Origin of the sequence: Lactobacillus sp. YT155, from assembly GCF_030504545.1 — a bacterium.
Taxonomy (GTDB): domain Bacteria; phylum Bacillota; class Bacilli; order Lactobacillales; family Lactobacillaceae; genus BQUT01.
Map to the genome: position 1 here is coordinate 135,803 of NZ_JAUKWP010000003.1, position 22,254 is coordinate 158,056.

The window sequence follows — 22,254 nt, forward strand, 5'->3', positions numbered from 1 at the left end:
CATGGCAACGGACACAAAGATAAACGTTTTGCAGATAGGTCAACAAGACTGGCAACCTGAGATTAGTAACTTGGATAGTTTTGCGAGTCTCAAGTGGCAATTCTTAGATTTGAATAAATTTACCGATTCAGAGATTAAGCTAATTAAGAAGCAACCAGCTAATGTCACTATTTTTTCTGATGAAATTCCAGATGATTTGTTCAGAAGACTTGAGCCAGCAATCGATGCTTATTCATTAGTTATTGATAAGCAGCAGGTTGAAAAAATTGACCAAAAAGTTCTAGATTTGAAGTTGCCGCAAATTTGGAATTTGGATGATAAAACATGGGTTATCGAAACAATTGCCAGAGATTTCTTCACCGGACAATTCGGTGCCTATCTGGGTAGCTATAACATTAATGTTAGTTCAGAGTTTACTGGAACTGTCAAACAAGATGGTGAAGCTTTTCTTGAACTAGTTGGTGATTTTTCTCAATTCGAAGATAAACCAGTGATTAATTGGGAATATAATGTTTCGCTGGATGTGAAGAACTTGAGTCTAGTTCTACAATATGAACACGATGAAGGAATTGAGATTTCTATGATTCTTGAGAAATACTATTCCGGAAGTAATGTCATTTCTGAAACTTTGAGTTTTTCTGAAGATGAAATTAATAAAGGAATTACTGTTGACGGCAAAGATAATGAGTCATACATTTCGGTTTCACTCGTAGTAAAAGGCCAAGGAGTTCTAAAACTTGGTCCACTACATTATCGAATGAATCGCCATGGCTATGGCGAATTTCTGTTAGGTGGCAAAAAGGTAGTAGATCCCAAAAATAAAGATGAGTTGTTTTATTTATATAATCCCGGCAATTTAAAGCCACCGTTAACCGTTTATTTTTCTGGTTTTAAAGGAGCTGAGGGCTTCGAGGGTTATTTCATGATGAAAGGATTAGGCACACCATTTCTGTTGATTGCCGATCAAAGAATGCAAGGTGGTTCCTTCTATCTGGGAAGTGAATCCCTAGAGCAACAAATTACTCAGGCAATTCAAGATACTTTGGATCAACTTGGTTTCACCAATGAACAGTTAATTTTGTCTGGATTATCAATGGGTACCTTTGGTGCAATGTATTATGCAATTAATCTTCAACCAAAATATGTTGTGATTGGGAAGCCTCTAGCTAGTATCGGTAATATCGTTAAAACTCAAAGAATTGAGCGACCAATAATGGATTTTGTTTCCGTGCTTGATATGCAGAATTTGTTAGAGGGAGATTTGTCGGAAGCTAGTAGTAATCGATTAAACGAACGTTTTTGGCAACCATTCAAGGAAGCTGATTTTTCAAATACCGAATTCGATATTGCTTACATGAAAAATGATGATTATGACGGGACAGCCTATCATGACTTACTTGAAGTACTATCGAAGTCAAATAGTAATGTCATCAGTAAAGGTATCTTGGGACGCCATAATGATAATTCCGAGGCAATCGTTGATTGGTTCTATTCTCAATACAAGCGGATTTTACGAAAAGACTATGGAAGAAGGGTGAACTAGAATGAATTTCAAACTTAAGTGGGAACAAACTTCTGGTTTTTTCTTCTATTATGGATCGAAGATCAAATACAATCACGATGAAACAGTTAGCTTCGAAAATGACCTCATGTCTCCGGGATCAGTTATTGTTGGTTGGGATTCAAGTCTACCGTTTCAAACAACACGAACGACATTAGTCTTACCACTATTGAAGAGAAATTCGGAATATAGTATTCAAATAAATGCTACCAGTATTCCAGAAAATAACTTTTTTGTGATGGTAACATTTTTAGATCGATTCGATAAGCGGGTGGGAATGAAAGCAATCAAACACAGTAATGATAAGTTTGTTTATCCTGACGATGCTTATAACTACCGAGTGGAGTTAATTAATAAAGGTGCAAAAATAATTGAATTCGATAGTTTGATTATTTCTGATTCTAAAAATTGATTAGATAAGAGGGATTGAAAATGAATATTTGGTATGGAGAAGTAGTCAGCGCAGATCGAAATGTGCCATTTAGAAACTATGGTGCGGCTGGTAAAGCACGACAAGATGCCCACAAATTTCTTAAGCAAATAGGTGCCAGACCAATTCCTATGTATGCTTATGATTGGGATGATGAGCCAGATGAATCAATCAGTGCCAGAATGGATGGAATTCTAGCTGGTGTTAAGAAGGGTGACGTCATTATTCAGACATATCCTAATGGGACGAATTCACCAAAGTATCTAGATTATTTCTTCAACAGGGCACATACATTTGGTGCAACAGTTGTTGGATATATTCATGATATAAATTTATATCGTGGTGATTTTTATGATTGGAAGAATGAAGAAGTAAATCCAGCATATAGCTATTATTTAGCGTATATTACGTTAAGAGAATTCGATGCTTTGATTTGTCCAACAGAGAATATGGCTGTTCAATTACGCCACGATATTGGATATGCTGGTCCAATTGCTATCTCAGGTCCGCATGGATTCGATACACCAATGATTCCTGATCGTTGTCAGAAATCCAATACTGTGGTTTTTGCGGGAAGTTTTGAAAAAAACCGAAGCCTTAATTCACTAATGGATAATTCACCTGAAATTAATTTCAATATTTACGGTGGTTCTGTGGGAGAAAATGAAGGCGAAAATGGAGTCAGAGTCTATCTTGATGAACATCCTAATGCTGATATCAAAGGAAAATATGACCCTGATGCATTAATAATGGCTCTTGAAGGCTCGTATGGATTGGTGTGGGATTCATTGGATTATCCTGACGTTATTGGCGGTAAGGGATTATATGAAATCTTAAATACACCTCACAAGTTCTCGATGTATATTGCTGCCGAGATTCCACTAATTGTCTGGTCAAAAATCGGATTGGCTGATTATGTTGTTGAAAATAATATCGGTTGGATTATAGATGACTTAACTCAATTACAGGATTTGGTTTTAAGTATTACTGAAGAAGATTATGAAGAGAAGCTCAACAGTCTTGAAGTAATTGGGGCAATGATTCGTTCAGGAATGCAGCTCAAAAAGTCAATTTTTGAGGTGGTTTCAATGCTTAATGAAAAAGCTTTGTATGAAGTGGCAACAGATGATAAGAATCCTGCACCTGATTTGGGAATAGATAAATGGATTATTGATATGTACGAAAAAGAACTTGAGGGCTTGAAGGATGTCTATCTTTCGGATGAATTCTTAAACTATTTCCGTCAGAATCTATATCTTGATGAACCAAATTATGTCCGAGCAAAAGAAATCTTGATAGAAATGGGAAAACTTGAAGCATAAATTTTTAGGAGAAAATTCAAATGACTATTTGGTATACGAAGATTGTCAGTTCACAACGCAATACACCGTATCGAAAATATGGAGCAATCGGAAAATCAAGGCAAGATGCTTATCAATATTTTGATGAAATAAATGCTCGAGCAATGCCTTTATTTGAGTATGATTGGGATGATGAACCTACTGATTCTTTAAATGCTCGTTTTGATGGGATTATGAGTGCAGTTAAAAAAGGAGATACAATAGTTCAGTTGTATCCTCACTTACATAATTCACCTGTTTATAATGAAAAATTTTTCAATAAGGCAAATTTCTTTGGGGCAAAAGTAGTTGGATACGTTCATGATATTGAATTTTTCAGACATAATATTGATAATTTTGGTGAAGATAGTGGCAATGATTCAATGTGGAGAATGCCTCATGAATATGATTTAGCCAAGAACTATATTAATAAGTATGATGGCTTGATTGTACCTACTGCCAATATTAAAGAACTTATTCAACATGACCTTGAATTTAACGGTCCAATTGCTGTGGCAGGACCTTATGGATATGTCACGCCGATGATTCCTGATAGAAGAGAATTGACCAACGAAATTGTTTTTGCAGGGAGTTTTGATAAGAATCCATCACTCAATGAAATAGTCAAGAAGACAACTAGCTTGCAATTTAATGTGTATGGAAAAGCAGACTACGAAAATAACCAAGTTCAAAATCGCGAGAATGTTAAGTTAATGGGGAGTTTCGATCCTGATGCGTTATTGATGAGCTTGAAAGGCTCATTTGGGCTGGTTTGGGATTCAATTGAGTATCCAATTGTCAAAGGTGGTGTAGGAACCTACCAACGTGTTAACGGACCGTTCAAGTTTTCTATGTATGTTGCTGCGGAGTTACCACCAATTGTCTGGTCAAAAATGGGCTTTGCTGATTACGTTGTTAAAAATGATATTGGTTGGGTGCTTGACGATCTAACACAGTTGGAAGAATTGGTTAATAATATTAGTGAAGAAGAATATGCACAGAAGTTAGATAATCTTCAACAAGTAGGTAATATTATCCGTTCTGGTGAAGGTTTGAAACGGGCTACTTTTGAAGTTATTACACAGCTTCATGAAAATCCAACTTTCCAAGAAACAAGCATGAGTCTTGAAGAAATCAACTTAGGACTTGATCGCTGGATTATTGAGTTAGATAAGCAACATTCAAGTGATATTGCCAATTATGATTTTCCTGAATTGATTACTAGTTATTATGAACGGAATCTTTATGATAATTCTAATTATCAACAAGCACGAGAAATTCTTATTAAATATAACAAGTTATCTTAACTGAGGCCAAATATGAATGAAAAATTATATCAAGAAATAATCCATAGTTTATACCGTTTTGGACAGATTAATGGTAATGAATACAGTCAAGAAATGAGATTTTGGGAAGATGGTCGAATCAGTGGCTATCATAATAACAATGAAGTTTTTTGGGAATTAAATGATAATGATGAATTATTAATATTCAATATCGATCAGAAACTTACTCATGTATTCACTCTGACTCAAACTGATCCCCAAGAGTGGAAGGGTTTATTTAAGTTGTACTCGTCTGAGGTTAAACATTATTTAGTCCAACAACCAGTGGATTTTGTTTCAACGAATTCTCGTTCAGTGACAGACATGCCTTTTCAAAAAGTTGGCAAGCACACTTACGGTAATATCAGATTTTTAATGACTGCTTACGATGAAGTGCCTGATACAATTGAGATTGGAAATTTTGTCTCAATTGGACCGAATGTTTCAATGGTTGCAAGAAATCATGATATGACTCAGATATCCATTTATAATTTCATGTCGACTACTTGGGATGATACTTGGAAAAATTATGGTGGTGATCCTCATCTCGATCATGTCTATTTGCCAAAAACGACTATCGGTTCAGATGTTTGGATTGGTGAAAATGTGACCATTATTGGTGGTGTAACAATTGGTGATGGGGCAGTTATTGGAACAGGAAGTATTGTGACTAAAGATGTCCCACCTTATGCGATTGCAGCTGGTAATCCGGCACGAATAGTTAAATACCGTTTTTCAGAATCTCAAATAAAAGAATTGTTGAAGATTAAATGGTGGAATTTTGATGATGAAAGAATTAATCAGAATCTCATGGATTTCAATGGTGGAATCTCAATTGATGAATTTATTGAAAAATATAAAGAGTAAATAAAAAAACCTAATTCGTTTGAATTAGGTTTTTGTTTATTTATTTTCATGTTTTGGTGAAGAATTAGCGAGAATAGCGGGCACGAGACTAATAATCACTCCAAAAATAACACTCACGATTAAAGTTACAATAGGATCGTATTGTGCATGTGTAAGTGCTGAACCAATAAATCCAGCAACTTGACCAAGAACTACTGCCCAAAATAATACTGCTAAATATTTCATTTTCTTCATCTGCCTTTCGATTTCTACAGTAGTTTATCACAGTTTAAAAAATTAAATCAAGAATCCTGTTAGTTTTTTTCAACTTTGATATAATTTACTTATGAGAAAAAGGAGGTCTCTTTATGCAAACACAATTACAAGTTTTTTCTAGCTATAGTTTGTTAAAGAGTCCCACAAAAATAAATGAACTAGTTGATGAAGCTAAAAAAAGAGGTTACACGTCGATTGCTTTGACTGATATGAACAATCTTTATGGCAGCATCGACTTTTTTAAATACGCAAAGAAACAAGAAATAAAGCCAATTATTGGTTTAACAATTGAAACTCTAGGAATAATCAATAAGGACGACTTGAGTCGTCATGTTCTACTAGCCAAGAATCATGCTGGTTATCAAAACCTTTTGAAAATTTCTTCAACTATTCTAATGAGTGAGTCACCAATATCATTTACTGACCTTCAAAACTATCTAAGTGATTTATTTGTCATTACCACAGCCGATCATAATGAAATCTATCAATTAGATGAAAGCCACAAAAAAGATTATTTTGATAAATTAAGTACACTGGTAGATGAGAGTAGTTTATTCATTGGAATTTGTACTAATGGAACGTTAAAAAATCGGGTTAAGGAACAGTTACAAATCAGTAATCAATTTAATATTCCTACAGCTTTTGTAGAGAATATTGAGTATCTGAACAGTAATCAGGCATTTGCTACAGAAGTATTGCATGCCATTGATGCTGGTGATGTCATGGAAAACCCTCTTGAAGAGTCACAAAAAGAAGGACAATTCTATTTACGTGATTCTGTTGTACAAAACCAAGTCTATGATGAATTGAATTTAGCTAACACCAAAAGTAATACTCAAAAAATAGCTGATAATTGTAATGTAGAAATCGAATTTAACCGTACACAATTACCTGAATTTTCAACACCTGAAGGAGTTGATTCAGTTACCTATTTGAAGCAATTAGTTGTTGCTGGATTGAAGTATAAGTTTAAAAACAACGTACCTCAGGAATACCAAAAACGAGCTCTTTATGAACTAAGTGTTATTGAAAAAATGGGTTTTGCTGATTACTTCTTAATTGTTTGGGATGTTATCAAGTATGCTCATGAAAATAATATTATTACTGGTCCTGGGCGAGGCTCAGCCGCTGGGTCATTAATTGCGTATGCTTTACGAATCACTGATGTTGACCCAATTGAATATGATTTACTCTTTGAACGTTTTTTAAACCCTGAACGTGTTTCTATGCCAGATATTGATATTGATATTCCCGATATTAGGCGTGATGAGATGGTGCTTTATATGCAAAAGAAGTATGGTTCTGAACATATGGCACAAATCATTACCTTTGGAACATTAGCTTCTAAGATGGCAATTAGAGATGTCGGACGGGTTTTTGATCAAAGTCAGATGGAAATGTCTAAATGGTCGAATACGATTCCTAACGTATTAAAAATTGACCTGCGGACGTCTTATCAAGAGTCGAAACCTTTACAAGAAATAGTAAAGAAAGACTTATTGAATCAATTGTTATTTGAAACCGCCTTGCAATTAGAAGGATTGCCACGTCATTTTTCTACTCATGCAGCGGGAATTGTGTTGAGTAATGATGATTTGACTAATACGGTTGCTCTAAGAATGGGTTCCAATAACATCGCCTTAACTCAACAAACTAAAGATAATGTTGAAGACATGGGACTCTTGAAAATGGATTTTCTGGGTCTAAGAAATCTAACCATCCTTGGTAATGCGGCCCAAAATGTTTCTAAACAAGTAGGGAAGAAACTTCTATTTGAAAAGATTAATTTGAATGATGCGAAGACACTAGAATTATTTCAAGCTGGGGACACCGATGGAGTTTTTCAGTTTGAATCGAGTGGAATTCGGAATGTATTAAGAAAAATTCATCCCGATAGTTTTAATGACGTGGTTGCTACTAATGCTTTGTATCGACCAGGTCCAATGCAAAACATTGATAGTTTTGCCGCTAGAAAAAATGGTGAAGAGCCGGTTACTTATCCGGATGACTCATTAGTTGATATTTTGAAACCTACGTATGGAATTTTGGTTTACCAAGAGCAAGTTATGCAGGTTGCTTCTAAGTTAGCTGGTTTTACATTGGCCGAAGCTGATAGTTTGCGACGAGCCATGGCAAAGAAACATAAAGATGAAATTGATGCCATGAGGGGCAAATTCATTACTGGAGCAATTGCCAAGGGACATCCAGAAAAGACCGCGATTGTGGTTTACGATTATATTGAGAAATTCGCTAATTACGGATTCAATAAATCACATGCGGTTGCTTATAGTAAGATTGCGGTTTGGTTGGCCTATATTAAAGTTCATTTCTCAGCAGCATTTTACACTGCGTTGTTGAATTCAAATATTCATAGTGATAATAAGATACGTTCTTACATCCAAGATGCCAAAATCAAAAAGAATCAGATTCTGCCACCAGACATTAATGAATCAGGTTATCTTTTTGAAAGTACTAATAAGTCGATTCGTTTTGGATTGTCATGTATCAAAGGTATTAGAAGAGATTTTGCTAAGCATATTTTAGAAGTTAGAAAAGATGGTAAGTTTACTAATCTCGTAAACTTCTTGCAGAGAATTGATAGCAACTTTGTTAAAGAAGACAATATTAAGCCTTTAATCTTGAGTGGTGCCTTTAATTTTGTTTCAGATAACAAGCGAGCATTACTAATGGATGCTCAAGATTTGATTGAAAGTATTCAACTTGCTGGTAATAATGTTTCATTGTTTGATATTCTAGCACCAAAGAAAAACATTGTTGAAGATTTCACAGACACTGAAAAATTGAACCAGGAAATTGAGTATCTTGGAACCTATGTTTCAGGACATCCGGCAGAAAGATATCGTGATGCAACTTTTACCTTTATTAATCAATTGAAGGAAAACATCAATGTTGCAATTCTTCTTTATCCAAAACGAATTAAGAAGATTCGTACAAAAAAAGGTGACCAAATGGCGTTTGTCGATGGTGAAGATGAGACTGGTGAATTATCAATCACGGTCTTTCCAGAAGCCTATCGCCGTTACGAAGGTTTGTTAAAAGAAGATCAGATAATTGGTATTAAAGGGAAATTATCCAGAGATCGTAAGAATAATTTCAGTTTTGTAGCAGATGAAATTTTCATTCCAACCGAAAAAGAAAATGATTTGAAGGATGCATTGTACATTAGAGTTCCTGAAGAGTTAGATAACCAGGAACAAAGAGAAGAGCTTACTAAAATATTGAGTAAGTTCAAAGGTGAACAAAGTGTCTTGGTTTTCTATCCTAAAACGGATGAAAAAGTTTTGTATAATGATCAATTTGGAGTGAACTTTTCTGATGAGTTAAAAGCAATTTTGGTCAAAAAATATGGCGTAAAAAATATTATTAACAAAAAAATGTGAATTATTTTACTATAAAGCGTTTTCAACGCTACAATAAAAATTGGAAAAATGGTATTCTCTTAAAGGATGTTATTTAGATATATAACAGGAGAGTGAAAATGAAGCGAATTGGTATTTTAACTAGTGGTGGCGATGCACCTGGTATGAACGCAGCTATTCGTGCTGTGACAAGACATGCAATTGACAAAGGACTAGAAGTATACGGAATTAACTATGGTTATGCTGGATTAGTTGCTGGGGATATCTTCCCAATGACTGAACAAACTGTATCTGATCGTATTTCTAGAGGTGGTACTTTCTTGTACTCAGCTCGTTATCCTGAGTTTGCTCAAAAAGAAGGGCAACTTAAAGGAATCGAACAATTAAAGAAATTTGGAATTGAAGCTTTAGTTGTTATTGGTGGTGATGGTTCTTATCACGGTGCTCTACGTTTAACTGAACATGGTTTTAACGCCGTTGGACTACCAGGAACAATTGATAATGATATTCCTTATACAGATTTTACAATTGGATTTGATACAGCTGTTTCAACAGTTGTTGAAGCCATTGATAAGATTCGTGATACTGCTACTTCACATGCTAGAACTTTCGTTGTAGAAGTTATGGGACGTGGAGCAGGTGATATTGCTCTTTGGTCTGGTGTTGCTGGTGGTGTTGAACAGATTGTTGTTCCTGAACATCAATTTGATATCAAAGCAATCGCAGAAAAAATCAAACTTGCTCGTGAAAAAGGCAAGAAGCATATCATTGTTGTTTTAGCCGAAGGTGTTATGCACGCCGACGAATTTGCTGAGAAACTATCAGAACATGGTGATTTCTCAGTTAGAAGTACTGTTTTAGGACATGTACAACGTGGTGGTTCACCAACTGCTAGAGATCGTGTTTTAGCATCAAAGATGGGTGCTTATGCGGTTGATTTACTTCTTGAAGGTAAAGGTGGTATTGCCGTAGGAATTTTGGACAACCAATTGACTTACCACAATATGCTTGATCTCTTTGATGGTAAACACAAACCAGATATGTCATTGTTTGATCTCAATGAATCAATGAGTCGATAATTTTAAATATTAGATTAGGGAGAATTAATTCATGAAAAGAACAAAAATTGTTAGTACATTAGGACCTGCAAGTAATACTGTTGACATCGTAGTTAAATTAATTGAATCAGGAGCTAATGTTTTCCGTTTCAATTTCTCACATGGTGACCATGAAGAACATGCTGGTAGAATTGCTAATGTTCGCGAAGCTGAAAAAATCACTGGTAAAACAGTTGGTTTGATGCTTGATACAAAAGGTGCTGAAATCCGTACAACTGACCAAGAAGCTGGTAAGTTTGAAGCTAAAAAAGGAAGTACACTTCGTATTTCTATGGATACTTCAGTTAAAGGTAACGAAGATAAAATCGCTGTTACATACCCTGGATTGTTTGATGATACTCATGTTGGTGGAACTGTTTTAATCGATGATGGTGAAGTTGGTTTGAAGATCACCGAAAAAGACGAAGCTAACAAAGAATTAGTTACAGAAGTTATGAACAGTGGAATGATTGGATCTAAAAAAGGTGTTAACGCTCCTGGTGTTGAAATTCGCTTACCAGGTATCACTGAAAAAGACGCTGATGATATTCGCTTCGGTTGTGATCAAGGTGTTAACTTCATCGCTGCATCATTTGTTAGAAAAGCTAAAGACGTTTTGGATATTCGTGAAATTCTTGAAGAAAAGAATGCTACAAACATTCAAATTTTCCCTAAGATTGAATCACAAGAAGGTATCGACAACATTGACGATATTCTAAAAGTTTCTGATGGTTTAATGATTGCTCGTGGTGACATGGGTGTGGAAATTCCATTTGAAAATGTTCCTTTCGTTCAAAAAGCTTTGATTAAGAAATGTAACTCTCTTGGAAAACCTGTTATTACAGCTACACAAATGTTAGATTCAATGCAAGATAACCCACGTCCTACACGTGCTGAAGTAACTGACGTTGCTAACGCTGTTATGGATGGTACTGATGCTACAATGCTTTCAGGTGAAAGTGCTAACGGTGATTATCCTGTAGAAGCTGTTGCTACAATGGCTCGTATCGACCAAAGAACTCAAGAACAAATGGAAGAGGGAACTAACACTCTTGCATTACAAAGATTTGAAGAATATAAAGGCTCAAACATCACTGAATCAATCGGTGAATCAGTTGTTAGATCAGCAGAAGAATTAAAAGTAAAGGCAATCGTTACTGCTACAAACTCTGGATATACAGCAAGGATGATTTCTAAGTATCGTCCAAGTACAGATATCTTAGCTGTTACTTTTGATGAAAAAACTCAACGTAGTTTGACAGTTAACTGGGGTGTTTATCCAGTTGTTGCTGAAAGACCAGCTAATACAGATGACATGTTTGATTTAGCTGCTAGCCAAGCTCAAGAAGCTGGATTTGCTTCAGAAGGTGATTTGATCATCGTTGTTGCTGGTGTTCCAGTTGGTGAAAGTGGAACAACTAACGTGATGAGAATTATCCGTATCGGTTCACAATTAGTAAGTGGACAAGGTGTCGGTGATGAAGCTGTTGTTGGTAAAGCTGTCGTAGCTGAATCAGCAAAGGAAGCTGTTCAAAGAGTTAACAAAGGTGACATCTTGATTGTTAAGAATACTGATAAAGACTTCTTACCAGCAATTGAAAAAGCTTCAGCTCTAGTTGTTGAAGCTGGTGGATTAACTTCACACGCTGCTGTAGTAGGAATTGCTATGGGTCTACCTGTTGTTGTTGGTGCTGAAGGTGCTACTACAGCTGTTAAAGACGGTGATACAATTACTGTTGATGCTCGTCGTGGATCTGTATACCATGGTGCTTCAAGTACTCTTTAAGAAGATGTTATAATAAATAAATAGATTAATTTAAAAAGCTGAGAATATTTTCTCAGCTTTTTTTAAAGGAGAATTACGCATGGAAAGTTGGTTGTTTTTATTAGGAATTTTTGTGATTTCTGTTTTAGCAAAGAATCAACCATTAATGATAGCCTCAGTCTTGGTTTTATTAATTAAACTAGTTCCGAACTCAACAGCAATTTTTGATTTCTTAACTAAACAAGGAATGAATATTGGTATCACGATAATTTCATTAACAATTTTGATTCCAATTGCGACTGGAGAGGTAAATTTTTCGGACCTTTTAAATGCTTTGAAGACTCCAGTTGGGGTAGTAGCAGTTATTTGTGGAATTTTGGTAGCAATTTTGTCACGACATGGAATTAATTTACTTTTTGGTCAACCAGAGATTACTGTTGCCTTGATATTTGGTACAATAGTTGGGGTAGTTTTATTTAAGGGAGTTGCTGCCGGTCCAGTAATTGCAGGCGGCATGACATATATAATAGTATCTTTACTAAGTACAGTAGGAATAAAATAGGTGCATAATGAGTGAAATAGAATACGGTTCGATTCAAACAGGAAATATTTCTGATGAAAACGATGAAAAATACTTTGTAAGTTTAAATGGAACGACGTTTGAATTAAACAAATCAGAATTAAAAAATGAATATCACATTGATGACCAAGTAACTGGGTTTATCTATGAAAATATGAGTCACAAAAATGTTATTACCACAGTAGTTCCTGATGCTCAGATTGGTAAATATGGCAAAGGGACAGTTGTTGACTCAAGAAGAGACTTAGGAGTATTTGTTGATATTGGTTTACCTGACAAAGATATCGTGGTTTCTTTAGATGATTTACCTTTGGAAAAAGATGAATGGCCTAAAAAAGGCGATGTTTTGTTATTGAAGATTGTTAATGACAATAAAGAACGAATGTGGGGAAAACTTGCTGATATTGACCTTGTTGACCAGTTAGTTAGAACTGCTCCAGAAAACGACAAGAATCGTTTTGTCGAAGGCCAAATTATTGCCAATCGCCTTTCTGGTAGTTTCTTATTAACTGACGACTACTATCTAGGCTTCATTCATCCTAATGAAGCAACTGGCGCTTTGAGAATTGGCCAAAGGGTTAAAGGAAGAACAATCGGGACAAGTCACTATCGCTACAATGTATCTTTTAAGCCTTTTGCCTATGAAGAAATCAGTGAAGATGCCCAAATGATTTTGCAGATTTTAAAACATGCCAAGGATAACAAAATTCCTTACACAGATAAGAGTAGTCCAGAAGATATCATGAATTATTTTGGAATTAGTAAGGCCAGTTTCAAGCGTGCTATTGGAAATCTATTGAAGAATAAATATATTAAGCAAGTTGATGGTTATACGGAATTAATTAAGAAAGATTAGATGGGAGTGAATAGTTATGGATCGAGCAAAAATGTTAGATATTATTAATGACTATTCACGCTATTTACGCCTTGATCGTGGTTTATCCAGAAATACAATTACTTCTTATCAACAAGATATTGTTGAATTTGTAGACTATTTAGAATCAAAGAAAATCAAAGATTTTCCGCAACAAAGAAACCAAATTCTAGAATTTTTCACCCAGTTGAAGACTAATAAAGCCGAGAATTCGATTTTGAGAATGTTTTCTTCATTGAGAAAATTCTACCAATGGTTAATGAGAAATCATTTGATTCAAACTGATCCAATGGTTGATATGGATTCACCTAAAAAAGGAATTCACCTACCAGCTGCATTGTCAATGCAAGAAATTGATCGTTTACTAGAAGCGCCAGATACTAGTCAGGCTCTAGGAATACGAGATCGAGCAATTTTAGAAACGATGTATGCCACTGGACTTCGAGTTTCTGAATTAATTAATTTGAATTTAGATGATTTACATTTGGATTTAGGATTAATCAAAACGTTGGGAAAAGGTGACAAAGAGCGATTAATTCCAATTGGCGATACAGCCGTTAAATGGATTAATAAGTATTTCGAAGAAGTACGCGATTTGCAGGTTGAAAAATATGGCTCGAATCGGGCAGTATTTTTGAATTTTCGGGGAAAGAGATTAACTCGGCAATCAATTTGGAAAATGATAAAGAAATATATTCTTCAGATTGGAATCAAAAAAGATATTACTCCTCATACATTACGTCATTCTTTTGCCACGCATTTGTTGGAAAATGGAGCTGATTTGCGAGTAGTACAAGAGCTATTAGGCCATTCCGATATTTCTACTACCCAAATTTATACACATATAACTAAACAAAGATTGAGAGACGTGTATAATAAATCACATCCCAGATCTTAGGAGAGAATTATGCTGGTACCGTATATTGATGAATATAAAAAAATTGCGATGGGATTTTTGTCATATCGTAAGGATTTGAAAGATGTTGATTTTTTAAATAAAGAACTAGAATTATTTCAAACTAAAAATCATCAGTTGTATTTATATCGTCGTCAAAACGATACCGATTTCGTTGGTATCACAGCAGTTAATACCGGCGAAGACTTTGTTTATATTCGATATATTTGTTTGAATCCAGCTTATCGAACTGGGAAGAATATTCATCATATTTTTGAGGACATTGAGAACTTACATAGTGATAAACACATCTTGGCTTCACGTGAATTATCTAGTATGGTAAATAATTGGAAACGTGATAAGAAGATACAAGGAACGAAACAATAATGGAAGAACTAAAAATTGTTCTGACTGATTTTGAAGGGCCTTTGGATTTGTTGTTACATTTAATCAAAGAATCTAAGATTGATATTTACGATATTCCAATCGCAGAAATTACCAGTCAGTATATTAATTTTTTAAATAGTATGAAGACTTTGCAGCTTGATATTGCAGGGGATTATTTAGTTATGGCTTCAACTTTAATGTCTATCAAGAGTAAACTATTGTTGCCAAAGAATTCTTATGACGAAGAAGATCAACTAGATGACAGTGATCCACGTGATGATTTGGTAGCTCAATTGTTGGCATACCAAACCTTCAAAAAAGCTAGTGAGTATTTTGGTGAAAGAGAAACCGGACGTCGCTTGTCATTTGCTAAAGAAATTAGTGTTCCTGACCATGATATTAAACCGTTCTTACAACCAGATTCGGTTTTAGTTTCTGACTTAGCTTTGACAATGGCAGATATTTTGAAGCGACAAAAATATCGTGAGCCGGTTATTGAAACAGTTCAAAATGAAACTCTTTCGATTGAAGAGGCTCAAATAAGTATTCTTGATAAATTGAGAAATAAAGTTCAAAAGAGTAGTAAATTCCGAGAACTATTGAATAATCAGCATTCAATTGATGAAGTCGTGACAACTTTTATGGCTACCTTAGAATTAATGAAAAGCCATCAAGTTAGTTGTGAACAACCAACAATCAATGATGATTTACTAATTATTTGGAAGGGAGATTCCGATGCAGTATCAAGCTGAATTAATGGCACTTTTATATACGAGTGGCGACCAAGGTTTAGAGATTGGTATTATTGCCGAGCTCTTAGAAATTTCAACGTCTGCTACTAGACAGTCAATGGAAGCTCTTAAAAACATTCTGGATGAAGATGAAAATAGTGGACTTACTATCAACCAATTTGAAGACACTTATAAATTAGTCACTAAGCCAGAATACGGACCATTATTGAATCGTTACTTTAAAAGCGGGCTATCAACGACCTTGAGTCAAGCGGCTCTAGAAATTCTGTCAATAGTCGCCTATAAGCAACCCATCACTCGTGTTGAAATCGACGAAGTTCGTGGAGTACAGAGTTCAGGGACTTTACAGACTTTGATGGTTCGTCAATTAGTTAAAGAACAAGGACGTAAAGATGTTCCTGGAAAACCAATTCTTTATGTTACAACGGATCAATTCTTAGACTATTTTGGTCTTAAAGACTTAAAAGAATTACCTGATATAAGTGAATTTGAAGATACTGACTTGGATCGAGATGGCAACTTAGATTTGTTTTATGGTAAATTCCAAGAATTAGAAAATGAGGAAGCAAATGACTAAACAAGAACGTCTTCAAAAAGTAATGGCCAATGCTGGAGTTGCCTCCAGAAGAAAATCTGAAGAACTAATTCAACAAGGATCTGTGGAAGTAAACGGTGAAGTGGTTAAAGAATTAGGGTTCAAGGTTTCCGGTGGTGACAAAATAAAAGTTGATGGGAAACTAATTCATCAACAAGAAAAGAGATATCTCTTATTCTATAAACCCCGTGGAGTTATTTCATCGGTTAAGGATGAAAAAGATCGTTCAGTTGTTACTGACTATATCAAAGACATCAACGAGCGACTATATCCAGTTGGACGTCTAGATTATGATACTTCTGGATTATTGATTCTAACTAACGATGGCGATTTTGCTAACAAAATGATGCATCCACGGTACAAAGTAAATAAGACCTATATTGCGAAAATAAACGCTATTCCTAAAAAAGAAGATATTGCAAAACTTGAAAAAGGAATTAAGTTGAAGAAGTATAAAGCCGCTCCTGCAAGGGTAAAAGTTCTCTCAGAAGATCGGCTTAAAAATAAGGCTATCGTTAGAGTAACTATCCATGAAGGGCACAATCATCAGGTTAAAGATATGTTTGATGCCATTGGAGCAAAAGTTGATAAACTTTCTCGAGAAAAATATGACTTCTTAACTCTTGACGGATTAAATTCTGGAGAGTATCGTGATTTAAGTAATACGGAAGTAAATTTACTTCTTAAAAATACAAAAAATTTATAATAGTTGGTTTTCAGGGCAGGGTGAAATTCCCGACCGGCGGTGACAGCCCGCGACCCAGAAATGGTTGATTCGGTGAAACTCCGAAGCCGATAGTTAAAGTCTAGATGGAAGAAAACAAGTTGAGAGACCTGTTTTTTTGCGTATGCTAAAAAACAGTTTTTTTATTGGAAAACCAACGGAAAGTTGGTAATTATTATGAGTACTAAGTTTTTCAGCACCAAGAAGATGGTGACAATCGCAGTTTTGTCTGCTTTAGCAACCATCGTGATGTTTTTTGAGTTTCCAGTTTTGCCTACAGCACCATTTTTGAAAGTTGATTTTAGTGATGTTATCACGATTGTGGGCGGAATTTCTTTTGGACCAATTGGTGGAACGTTGATTGCTTTCATTCGTTCAATTGCTAATTGGTTGATTAAAGGAAGTGGAGTTATCGGTTTAGTTGGTAATTTTTCTGGCTTCTTAGGTAGTTTGGCAATTATGTTGCCGATTGTTTTGATTAAAAGTAATCGCAAAATTATCAAAGCAATTATAAGTATTATTTCTTTAACTGTTGTCAGTGCTTTAGTGAATTATTTCTTCTTAATGCCAATCTATATGAACTTGGCAGGAATGAACATCAATATGCCATTATCACAATATATTTTGACAATTGTGATACCCTTTAACTTAATCAAAGGGTTCTTAGTTACAGCAGTTACATGGGTTGTATATCAACGGTTAGCTGACTTTTTGAAACGACAAAGTTTTTAAGAAAATTCTTTAAAACTATTTAATACTTTCTTAATATCTGTATGATAGGATTATCAAGATAAGATAAGGAGGATCATGCCGTGAGCGATAAAAATGATTCTGATTTAAAGAATAAATTACCTGATTCAGTTTCAGGTCTGAATGGATCTGTATCACCAGAGGATTTAGAAAAAATAAATACTAAATACGATACCAAAATAGATACCAAAACAAATGGTTATCATCCATGGGACAAACAATTCGATACTGAAGTTACTCCTGAGCCTACAGTTACTAATGAGGAACAGGAACAACAACCAACTTCACGTGTTGCTAAGAAGCAAAAGAAACGTGGAGTAAAAACTTTAGTTATGGCCTTGTTCGCCGTCCTAGTTATCTTGATGTTTATTCCGGTATTTAATTGGATTTCTGATTCAAAGGCTAACTCACAGCCTAATACTTCAAAAGTTGCCAAAAAATCTTCTAAGTCTGATAGTTCATCAAAGAAGAAATCTGCTGATAAGAAAAAAGAAGCAGATAAGAAGAAGGCTGAAGAAGAAGCAGCTGCTAAGAAAAAAGCTGATGAAGAAAAAGCTGCCGCTGATGCTAACAACGAATCACAAGCAAATCAACAGCAAGAAAGTAATACTCAACAACAAAGTACAGCAGCTAACACTCAAGCTGCTGATACATATTACACCGTTAAAAACGGTGACAACCCATTTAGAATTGCTTATAATCACAATCTAACAACTGATCAATTATATGCAATTAATGGATTAGCACCTGGAACTGTTTTACAACCAGGAATGCGTTTAAGAGTAAAATAATGTAGAATAAAGAGCGAAAGTTTTTTCGTTCTTTTTATTTTGATTAATTTAGGAGTTCTGATAGTTATGCAAATTGCAATTGATGGACCTGCTTCGGCAGGTAAAAGTACTATTGCGAAGTTAGTCGCAAAACAACTTAATTTTATCTACTGTGATACTGGAGCCATGTATCGTGCGGTAACTTTGATGGCCAAGAAAAATGGTGTTGCCTACGGAGATGAGAAACAGATCATTGAGTTGATGAAGAAGTATCAAATCAATTTTAAAAATGAAACTGACGGACAAAAAGTCTTTTTGAATGATGAAGATGTCAGCGAACAGATTAGAAGTGTAGATATTACTAATAATGTTTCTGAAGTTTCAGCTTTGAAACAAGTTCGTGAAGACTTAGTTAAACAGCAACAACAAATAGCATCCGAAAAAAGTGTCGTTATGGATGGGCGTGATATTGGAACGACGGTATTGCCTAATGCTGATGTCAAAATATTTATGATTGCCAGTGTTCATGAACGGGCAGTTCGTCGTTTCAAAGAATATGAGGCAAAAGGAGTTTCTGTTTCTTTAGAAAAATTAGAAACCGAAATTGCTGAACGTGACTACAAAGACTCCCATCGTTTGATATCACCATTAAAAAAAGCTGATGACGCGATTGAACTTGATACAACAGGACTTTCAATCGACGAAGTAGTGCTAAGAGTTATAAATATAATAAAAAATAATTAAAATACTAGTTTTTAGAAGTTTTTTCCATTAGTATTAATATAGAATGCAAAAGAGGTGTGAATTATGACGAATTCTTCAAGTGATGAAATGAATCAAGAACTATTATCTGCATTAGACAGTATTGGTAATGTGGGTATTGGGGATAAAATAACTGGAGAAATCCTAGCTATTGATGACAAAGAAGCAATTATTGGAATCGATGGAGCAGGAGTTGAAGGAGTTTTAACTGCCAAAGAATATTCTAATGATAAGAATGTTGACTTGAGAGACGAACTAACTCGTGGAGATAAAATTGAATTAGTTGTTGTTTCAAGATTAAATCCTAATAAAGAAAATGGTAGTTTCTTATTATCTAAGAAACGTATTGAAGCTCAAAAAGTTTGGGAAGATTTACAAAGTGACTTTGATAATAAGGCTCGTTTTAACGTGTCAGTTATTCAGACAGTTAAGAATGGACTATTAGCCGATGTTAAAGGAATTCGTGGTTTCATTCCTGCATCTTTAATTTCTACTAGTTTTGTAAAAGACTTAGATCAATATGTTGGTCAAACATTTATGGTAGAAATTTCTGAAGTCGATAAATCTAAGAACAGATTAGTTCTAAACCATAGAATTATTGAAGAAGAAGAAAGAAATGCAGCCAGAGAAGAAATCTTCAGTAAGATTTTACCCGGTGATGAAATTGATGGAACAGTTAGAAGATTAACTAACTTTGGTGCCTTTGTTGATGTTGGTGGAGTTGACGGACTTGTTCATATTTCTGAGATTTCATACGACCATATCGACAAACCATCTGATGTTTTGAAAGTTGGCCAAGAAGTTAAAGTTAAAGTGCTAAGTCTTGATAAAGAAAAAGACAAACTTTCATTATCAATTAAAGCATTACAACCAGGACCATGGGACAAAGTTAAGACCGATCTAAGCGTTGGTCAAACGGTTACTGGAAAAGTTAAGAAATTGACTGACTTCGGTGCTTTCGTAGAAATTCTTCCAAATGTCGAAGGATTAGTTCATGTTTCAGAAATTTCATGGGATCATATCAAGGTTCCAGCTGATGTTCTTGAAGCTGGCCAAGATGTCGAAGTTAAAGTTATCAGCATTGATGTTGATAAAAAACGTATTGGACTTTCAATTAAACAATTAACTGAAAATCCTAATAAGGAAGAAATTCAAGAAGAAACAGATTTTGAACTTCCTGAAGAAAGCCACGGTTTCAATATGGCAGATGTCGTTAAGAACGACGAAGAAGACAATAAAGAGTAATTGAAAAGAGCTGGGGAACCAGCTTTTTTGCAGTTAAAAAAGGATAATTTATATGGTAGTGCCTGTAGTTGCGTTAGTTGGACGCCCCAATGTTGGGAAATCAACAATTTTTAATCGAATAATAAATGAACGACTATCGATTGTCGAAGATACTCCTGGAGTAACACGTGATCGAATTTATTCGCGTGCCCATTGGTTGGGAAAAGAATTCAGACTGATTGATACCGGTGGAATTGAAATCACTGGAGAAAAAATGTCTGAAATGATTAAGCAACAAGCTGAAATTGCAATGGAAGAGGCAGATATCATTGTATTTATTGCTGATAGTCGAACAGGAATTACCAAAGAAGACGAAGATGTTGCGAAGATTTTATACAAGACCAACAAACCGGTCGTTCTAGCCGTTAATAAAGCCGATAATCCGGAACAAAGACAAGATATTTACGACTTTTATTCTCTTGGTTTTGGTGAGCCAAATCCAGTGTCAGGAGTACAAGGAACTGGTATTGGTGATCTTCTTGATAATATTGTTAAAGAATTTCCTGCTGATGCGGAAGAAATTGTTGATGATTCAATCAAATTTAGTTTTATTGGACGCCCTAATGTAGGTAAATCTTCATTAGTGAATGCCATCTTAGGTGAGAATCGAGTAATTGTGTCTAATGTCGAAGGAACAACAAGAGATTCAATTGATACTAAGTTTTATGACGAAGACATTGACCAAGAATTTACCATGATTGATACAGCCGGAATCCGTAAAAAGGGGAAAGTCTATGAGAATACTGAGAAGTATTCGGTTCTGCGTGCTTTAAGTGCAATTGACCGTTCTGATGTTGTCTGTGTGGTTTTAAATGCTGATGAAGGTATTCGTGAACAAGATAAGCATGTTGCTGGCTATGCTCATGATGCTGGACGTGGAGTAATTATCTTAGTTAATAAATGGGATTTATTGACTAAGACTGATAAGACAATGAAAGACTTCGAAAATAAAATTAAAGAAGAATTTCAATATCTTTCATATGCTCCAATTATTTTTACATCCGCTACTAAGAATCAACGTTTGAGCAAAATTCCTGAAGTTGTGCAACAAGTACATGAGAATCGTCAGATGAGGGTACAATCATCCTTACTTAACGATATCTTGCTACAAGCTACTTCAATTGCACCGACACCAATCATTAATGGAAAAAGGCTACGTATTTACTATATGACACAGGTGGCAATCGCTCCGCCAACGTTTGTTGTCTTTGTAAATGATCCACAATTATTGCATTTTTCCTACGAAAGATTCTTGATAAATCAATTGAGAGAAACCTTTGACTTTACTGGTACGCCGATAAAGATCATTGCTAGGATGAGAAAATAGAAAAAAAAAATTCAATAAAATGATTTTTATCAAAAAAAACATCAAAAAAACAACTTTAGGCTTGTCCTAATAACAATCAATATGGTAATTTAGTCTTTGGGATGATGATATGCCATTGTCATTGTTCGAAAAATAAATGCATATTGTTCGAAACAATATAATATTCTGGAGGTTTTAGATTATGGCTAACAAAGCAGAACTTATCGATAGTGTTGCAACAAAGACAGGTATCACTAAAAAAGATGCTACAGCTGCAGTAGATGCAGTATTTGGTGCAATCCAAGAAAAACTTGCTAAAGGTGAAAAAGTACAATTAATTGGCTTTGGTAACTTTGAAGTACGTCAACGTGCAGCTCGTAAGGGTCGTAACCCACAAACTGGTGCAGAAATTAAGATTCCTGCATCAAAAGTTCCAGCATTCAAACCTGGTAAAGCTTTGAAAGACGCTGTTAAATAATTAGAATGATTATTTACTAGACAATCAACTTAGTTGATTGTCTTTTTTTTGTTATAATGGGTTTACTGTCAATCAAA

Annotated in this window: 22 protein-coding genes and 1 riboswitch; of the genes, 21 read left to right on the forward strand and 1 reads right to left on the reverse strand. The window is 35.0% G+C overall.

Features of this window, described 5'->3' with window-relative positions; translation table 11 throughout:
- Position 1 precedes the first annotated feature (1 nt).
- The 5 genes from asp2 to Q2T76_RS04760 are packed head-to-tail and all read left to right on the forward strand — an operon-like array spanning position 2 to position 5,523.
- Positions 2-1,543, forward strand: coding sequence for an accessory Sec system protein Asp2 (gene asp2 / locus Q2T76_RS04740; RefSeq protein ID WP_302084378.1), 1,542 nt, complete (start codon positions 2-4; stop codon positions 1,541-1,543).
- 1 nt (position 1,544) lies between these two features.
- Positions 1,545-1,973, forward strand: a complete 429-nt coding sequence (gene asp3, locus Q2T76_RS04745) for an accessory Sec system protein Asp3 (protein WP_302084379.1) — start codon at positions 1,545-1,547, stop codon at positions 1,971-1,973.
- Positions 1,974-1,993: 20 nt separating this feature from the next.
- The gene (locus Q2T76_RS04750; RefSeq protein WP_302084380.1) at positions 1,994-3,313 is read left to right on the forward strand and encodes a hypothetical protein; all 1,320 of its coding nucleotides are present in this window, start codon (positions 1,994-1,996) and stop codon (positions 3,311-3,313) included.
- 20 nt (positions 3,314-3,333) lie between these two features.
- On the forward strand, positions 3,334-4,638 hold the full coding sequence (locus tag Q2T76_RS04755) for a hypothetical protein (protein ID WP_302084381.1): 1,305 nt from the start codon (positions 3,334-3,336) through the stop codon (positions 4,636-4,638).
- 12 nt (positions 4,639-4,650) lie between these two features.
- A complete protein-coding gene (locus tag Q2T76_RS04760) occupies positions 4,651-5,523 on the forward strand; it encodes a CatB-related O-acetyltransferase (protein ID WP_302084382.1) in 873 nt (290 codons plus the stop codon).
- A 36-nt stretch (positions 5,524-5,559) separates the two neighbouring features.
- On the opposite strand, the gene Q2T76_RS04765 is transcribed toward Q2T76_RS04760, so the two are convergent.
- Positions 5,560-5,748: a YjzD family protein gene (locus Q2T76_RS04765; RefSeq protein WP_302084383.1), complete on the reverse strand. Its 189-nt coding sequence runs from the start codon at positions 5,746-5,748 to the stop codon at positions 5,560-5,562.
- Positions 5,749-5,870: 122 nt separating this feature from the next.
- Here Q2T76_RS04765 and dnaE point away from each other — a divergent pair, with 122 nt between their 5' ends.
- From dnaE to Q2T76_RS04845, 16 genes are all read left to right on the forward strand, one after another.
- A complete protein-coding gene (dnaE, locus tag Q2T76_RS04770) occupies positions 5,871-9,179 on the forward strand; it encodes a DNA polymerase III subunit alpha (protein ID WP_302084384.1) in 3,309 nt (1,102 codons plus the stop codon).
- A 98-nt stretch (positions 9,180-9,277) separates the two neighbouring features.
- Positions 9,278-10,237 (forward strand): 6-phosphofructokinase, encoded by a 960-nt coding sequence (pfkA, locus tag Q2T76_RS04775; protein ID WP_302084385.1) that lies wholly within the window; start codon positions 9,278-9,280, stop codon positions 10,235-10,237.
- A gap of 31 nt (positions 10,238-10,268) precedes the next feature.
- A complete protein-coding gene (gene pyk / locus Q2T76_RS04780; RefSeq protein WP_302084386.1) occupies positions 10,269-12,041 on the forward strand; it encodes a pyruvate kinase in 1,773 nt (590 codons plus the stop codon).
- Positions 12,042-12,120: 79 nt separating this feature from the next.
- Complete coding sequence (locus Q2T76_RS04785) at positions 12,121-12,582, forward strand: DUF441 domain-containing protein (protein WP_302084387.1); 462 nt, start codon at positions 12,121-12,123, stop codon at positions 12,580-12,582.
- A gap of 7 nt (positions 12,583-12,589) precedes the next feature.
- The gene (locus Q2T76_RS04790; RefSeq protein ID WP_302084388.1) at positions 12,590-13,456 is read left to right on the forward strand and encodes a S1 RNA-binding domain-containing protein; all 867 of its coding nucleotides are present in this window, start codon (positions 12,590-12,592) and stop codon (positions 13,454-13,456) included.
- 16 nt (positions 13,457-13,472) lie between these two features.
- Positions 13,473-14,372 (forward strand): site-specific tyrosine recombinase XerD, encoded by a 900-nt coding sequence (gene xerD, locus Q2T76_RS04795; protein WP_302084389.1) that lies wholly within the window; start codon positions 13,473-13,475, stop codon positions 14,370-14,372.
- 9 nt (positions 14,373-14,381) lie between these two features.
- Complete coding sequence (locus Q2T76_RS04800) at positions 14,382-14,756, forward strand: RibT protein (RefSeq protein WP_302084390.1); 375 nt, start codon at positions 14,382-14,384, stop codon at positions 14,754-14,756.
- Positions 14,756-15,508, forward strand: coding sequence for a ScpA family protein (locus tag Q2T76_RS04805; protein ID WP_302084391.1), 753 nt, complete (start codon positions 14,756-14,758; stop codon positions 15,506-15,508). Before Q2T76_RS04800 ends, Q2T76_RS04805 begins: the two co-directional genes overlap by 1 nt.
- Positions 15,492-16,085: an SMC-Scp complex subunit ScpB gene (scpB, locus tag Q2T76_RS04810; RefSeq protein WP_302084392.1), complete on the forward strand. Its 594-nt coding sequence runs from the start codon at positions 15,492-15,494 to the stop codon at positions 16,083-16,085. The genes Q2T76_RS04805 and scpB overlap by 17 nt, the downstream gene beginning before the upstream one ends.
- Complete coding sequence (locus Q2T76_RS04815; RefSeq protein ID WP_302084393.1) at positions 16,078-16,809, forward strand: pseudouridine synthase; 732 nt, start codon at positions 16,078-16,080, stop codon at positions 16,807-16,809. The genes scpB and Q2T76_RS04815 overlap by 8 nt, the downstream gene beginning before the upstream one ends.
- A gap of 2 nt (positions 16,810-16,811) precedes the next feature.
- Positions 16,812-16,929: riboswitch (FMN riboswitch) on the forward strand.
- A 75-nt stretch (positions 16,930-17,004) separates the two neighbouring features.
- The gene (locus Q2T76_RS04820) at positions 17,005-17,559 is read left to right on the forward strand and encodes an ECF transporter S component (RefSeq protein ID WP_302084394.1); all 555 of its coding nucleotides are present in this window, start codon (positions 17,005-17,007) and stop codon (positions 17,557-17,559) included.
- A gap of 80 nt (positions 17,560-17,639) precedes the next feature.
- The gene (locus Q2T76_RS04825; protein ID WP_302084395.1) at positions 17,640-18,368 is read left to right on the forward strand and encodes a LysM domain-containing protein; all 729 of its coding nucleotides are present in this window, start codon (positions 17,640-17,642) and stop codon (positions 18,366-18,368) included.
- Between the two features lie 66 nt (positions 18,369-18,434).
- Positions 18,435-19,091 (forward strand): (d)CMP kinase, encoded by a 657-nt coding sequence (cmk, locus tag Q2T76_RS04830; RefSeq protein ID WP_302084396.1) that lies wholly within the window; start codon positions 18,435-18,437, stop codon positions 19,089-19,091.
- Between the two features lie 63 nt (positions 19,092-19,154).
- Positions 19,155-20,354 carry a 30S ribosomal protein S1 gene (gene rpsA / locus Q2T76_RS04835; protein ID WP_302084397.1) on the forward strand — a complete coding sequence of 400 codons (1,200 nt, stop codon included), beginning with the start codon at positions 19,155-19,157 and terminating at the stop codon, positions 20,352-20,354.
- Positions 20,355-20,406: 52 nt separating this feature from the next.
- Entirely contained in the window at positions 20,407-21,720 is a 1,314-nt protein-coding gene (der, locus tag Q2T76_RS04840; RefSeq protein WP_302084398.1) for a ribosome biogenesis GTPase Der, read from the forward strand.
- A 181-nt stretch (positions 21,721-21,901) separates the two neighbouring features.
- Entirely contained in the window at positions 21,902-22,177 is a 276-nt protein-coding gene (locus Q2T76_RS04845) for an HU family DNA-binding protein (protein WP_244087419.1), read from the forward strand.
- The last annotated feature ends 77 nt before the right edge of the window (positions 22,178-22,254 follow it).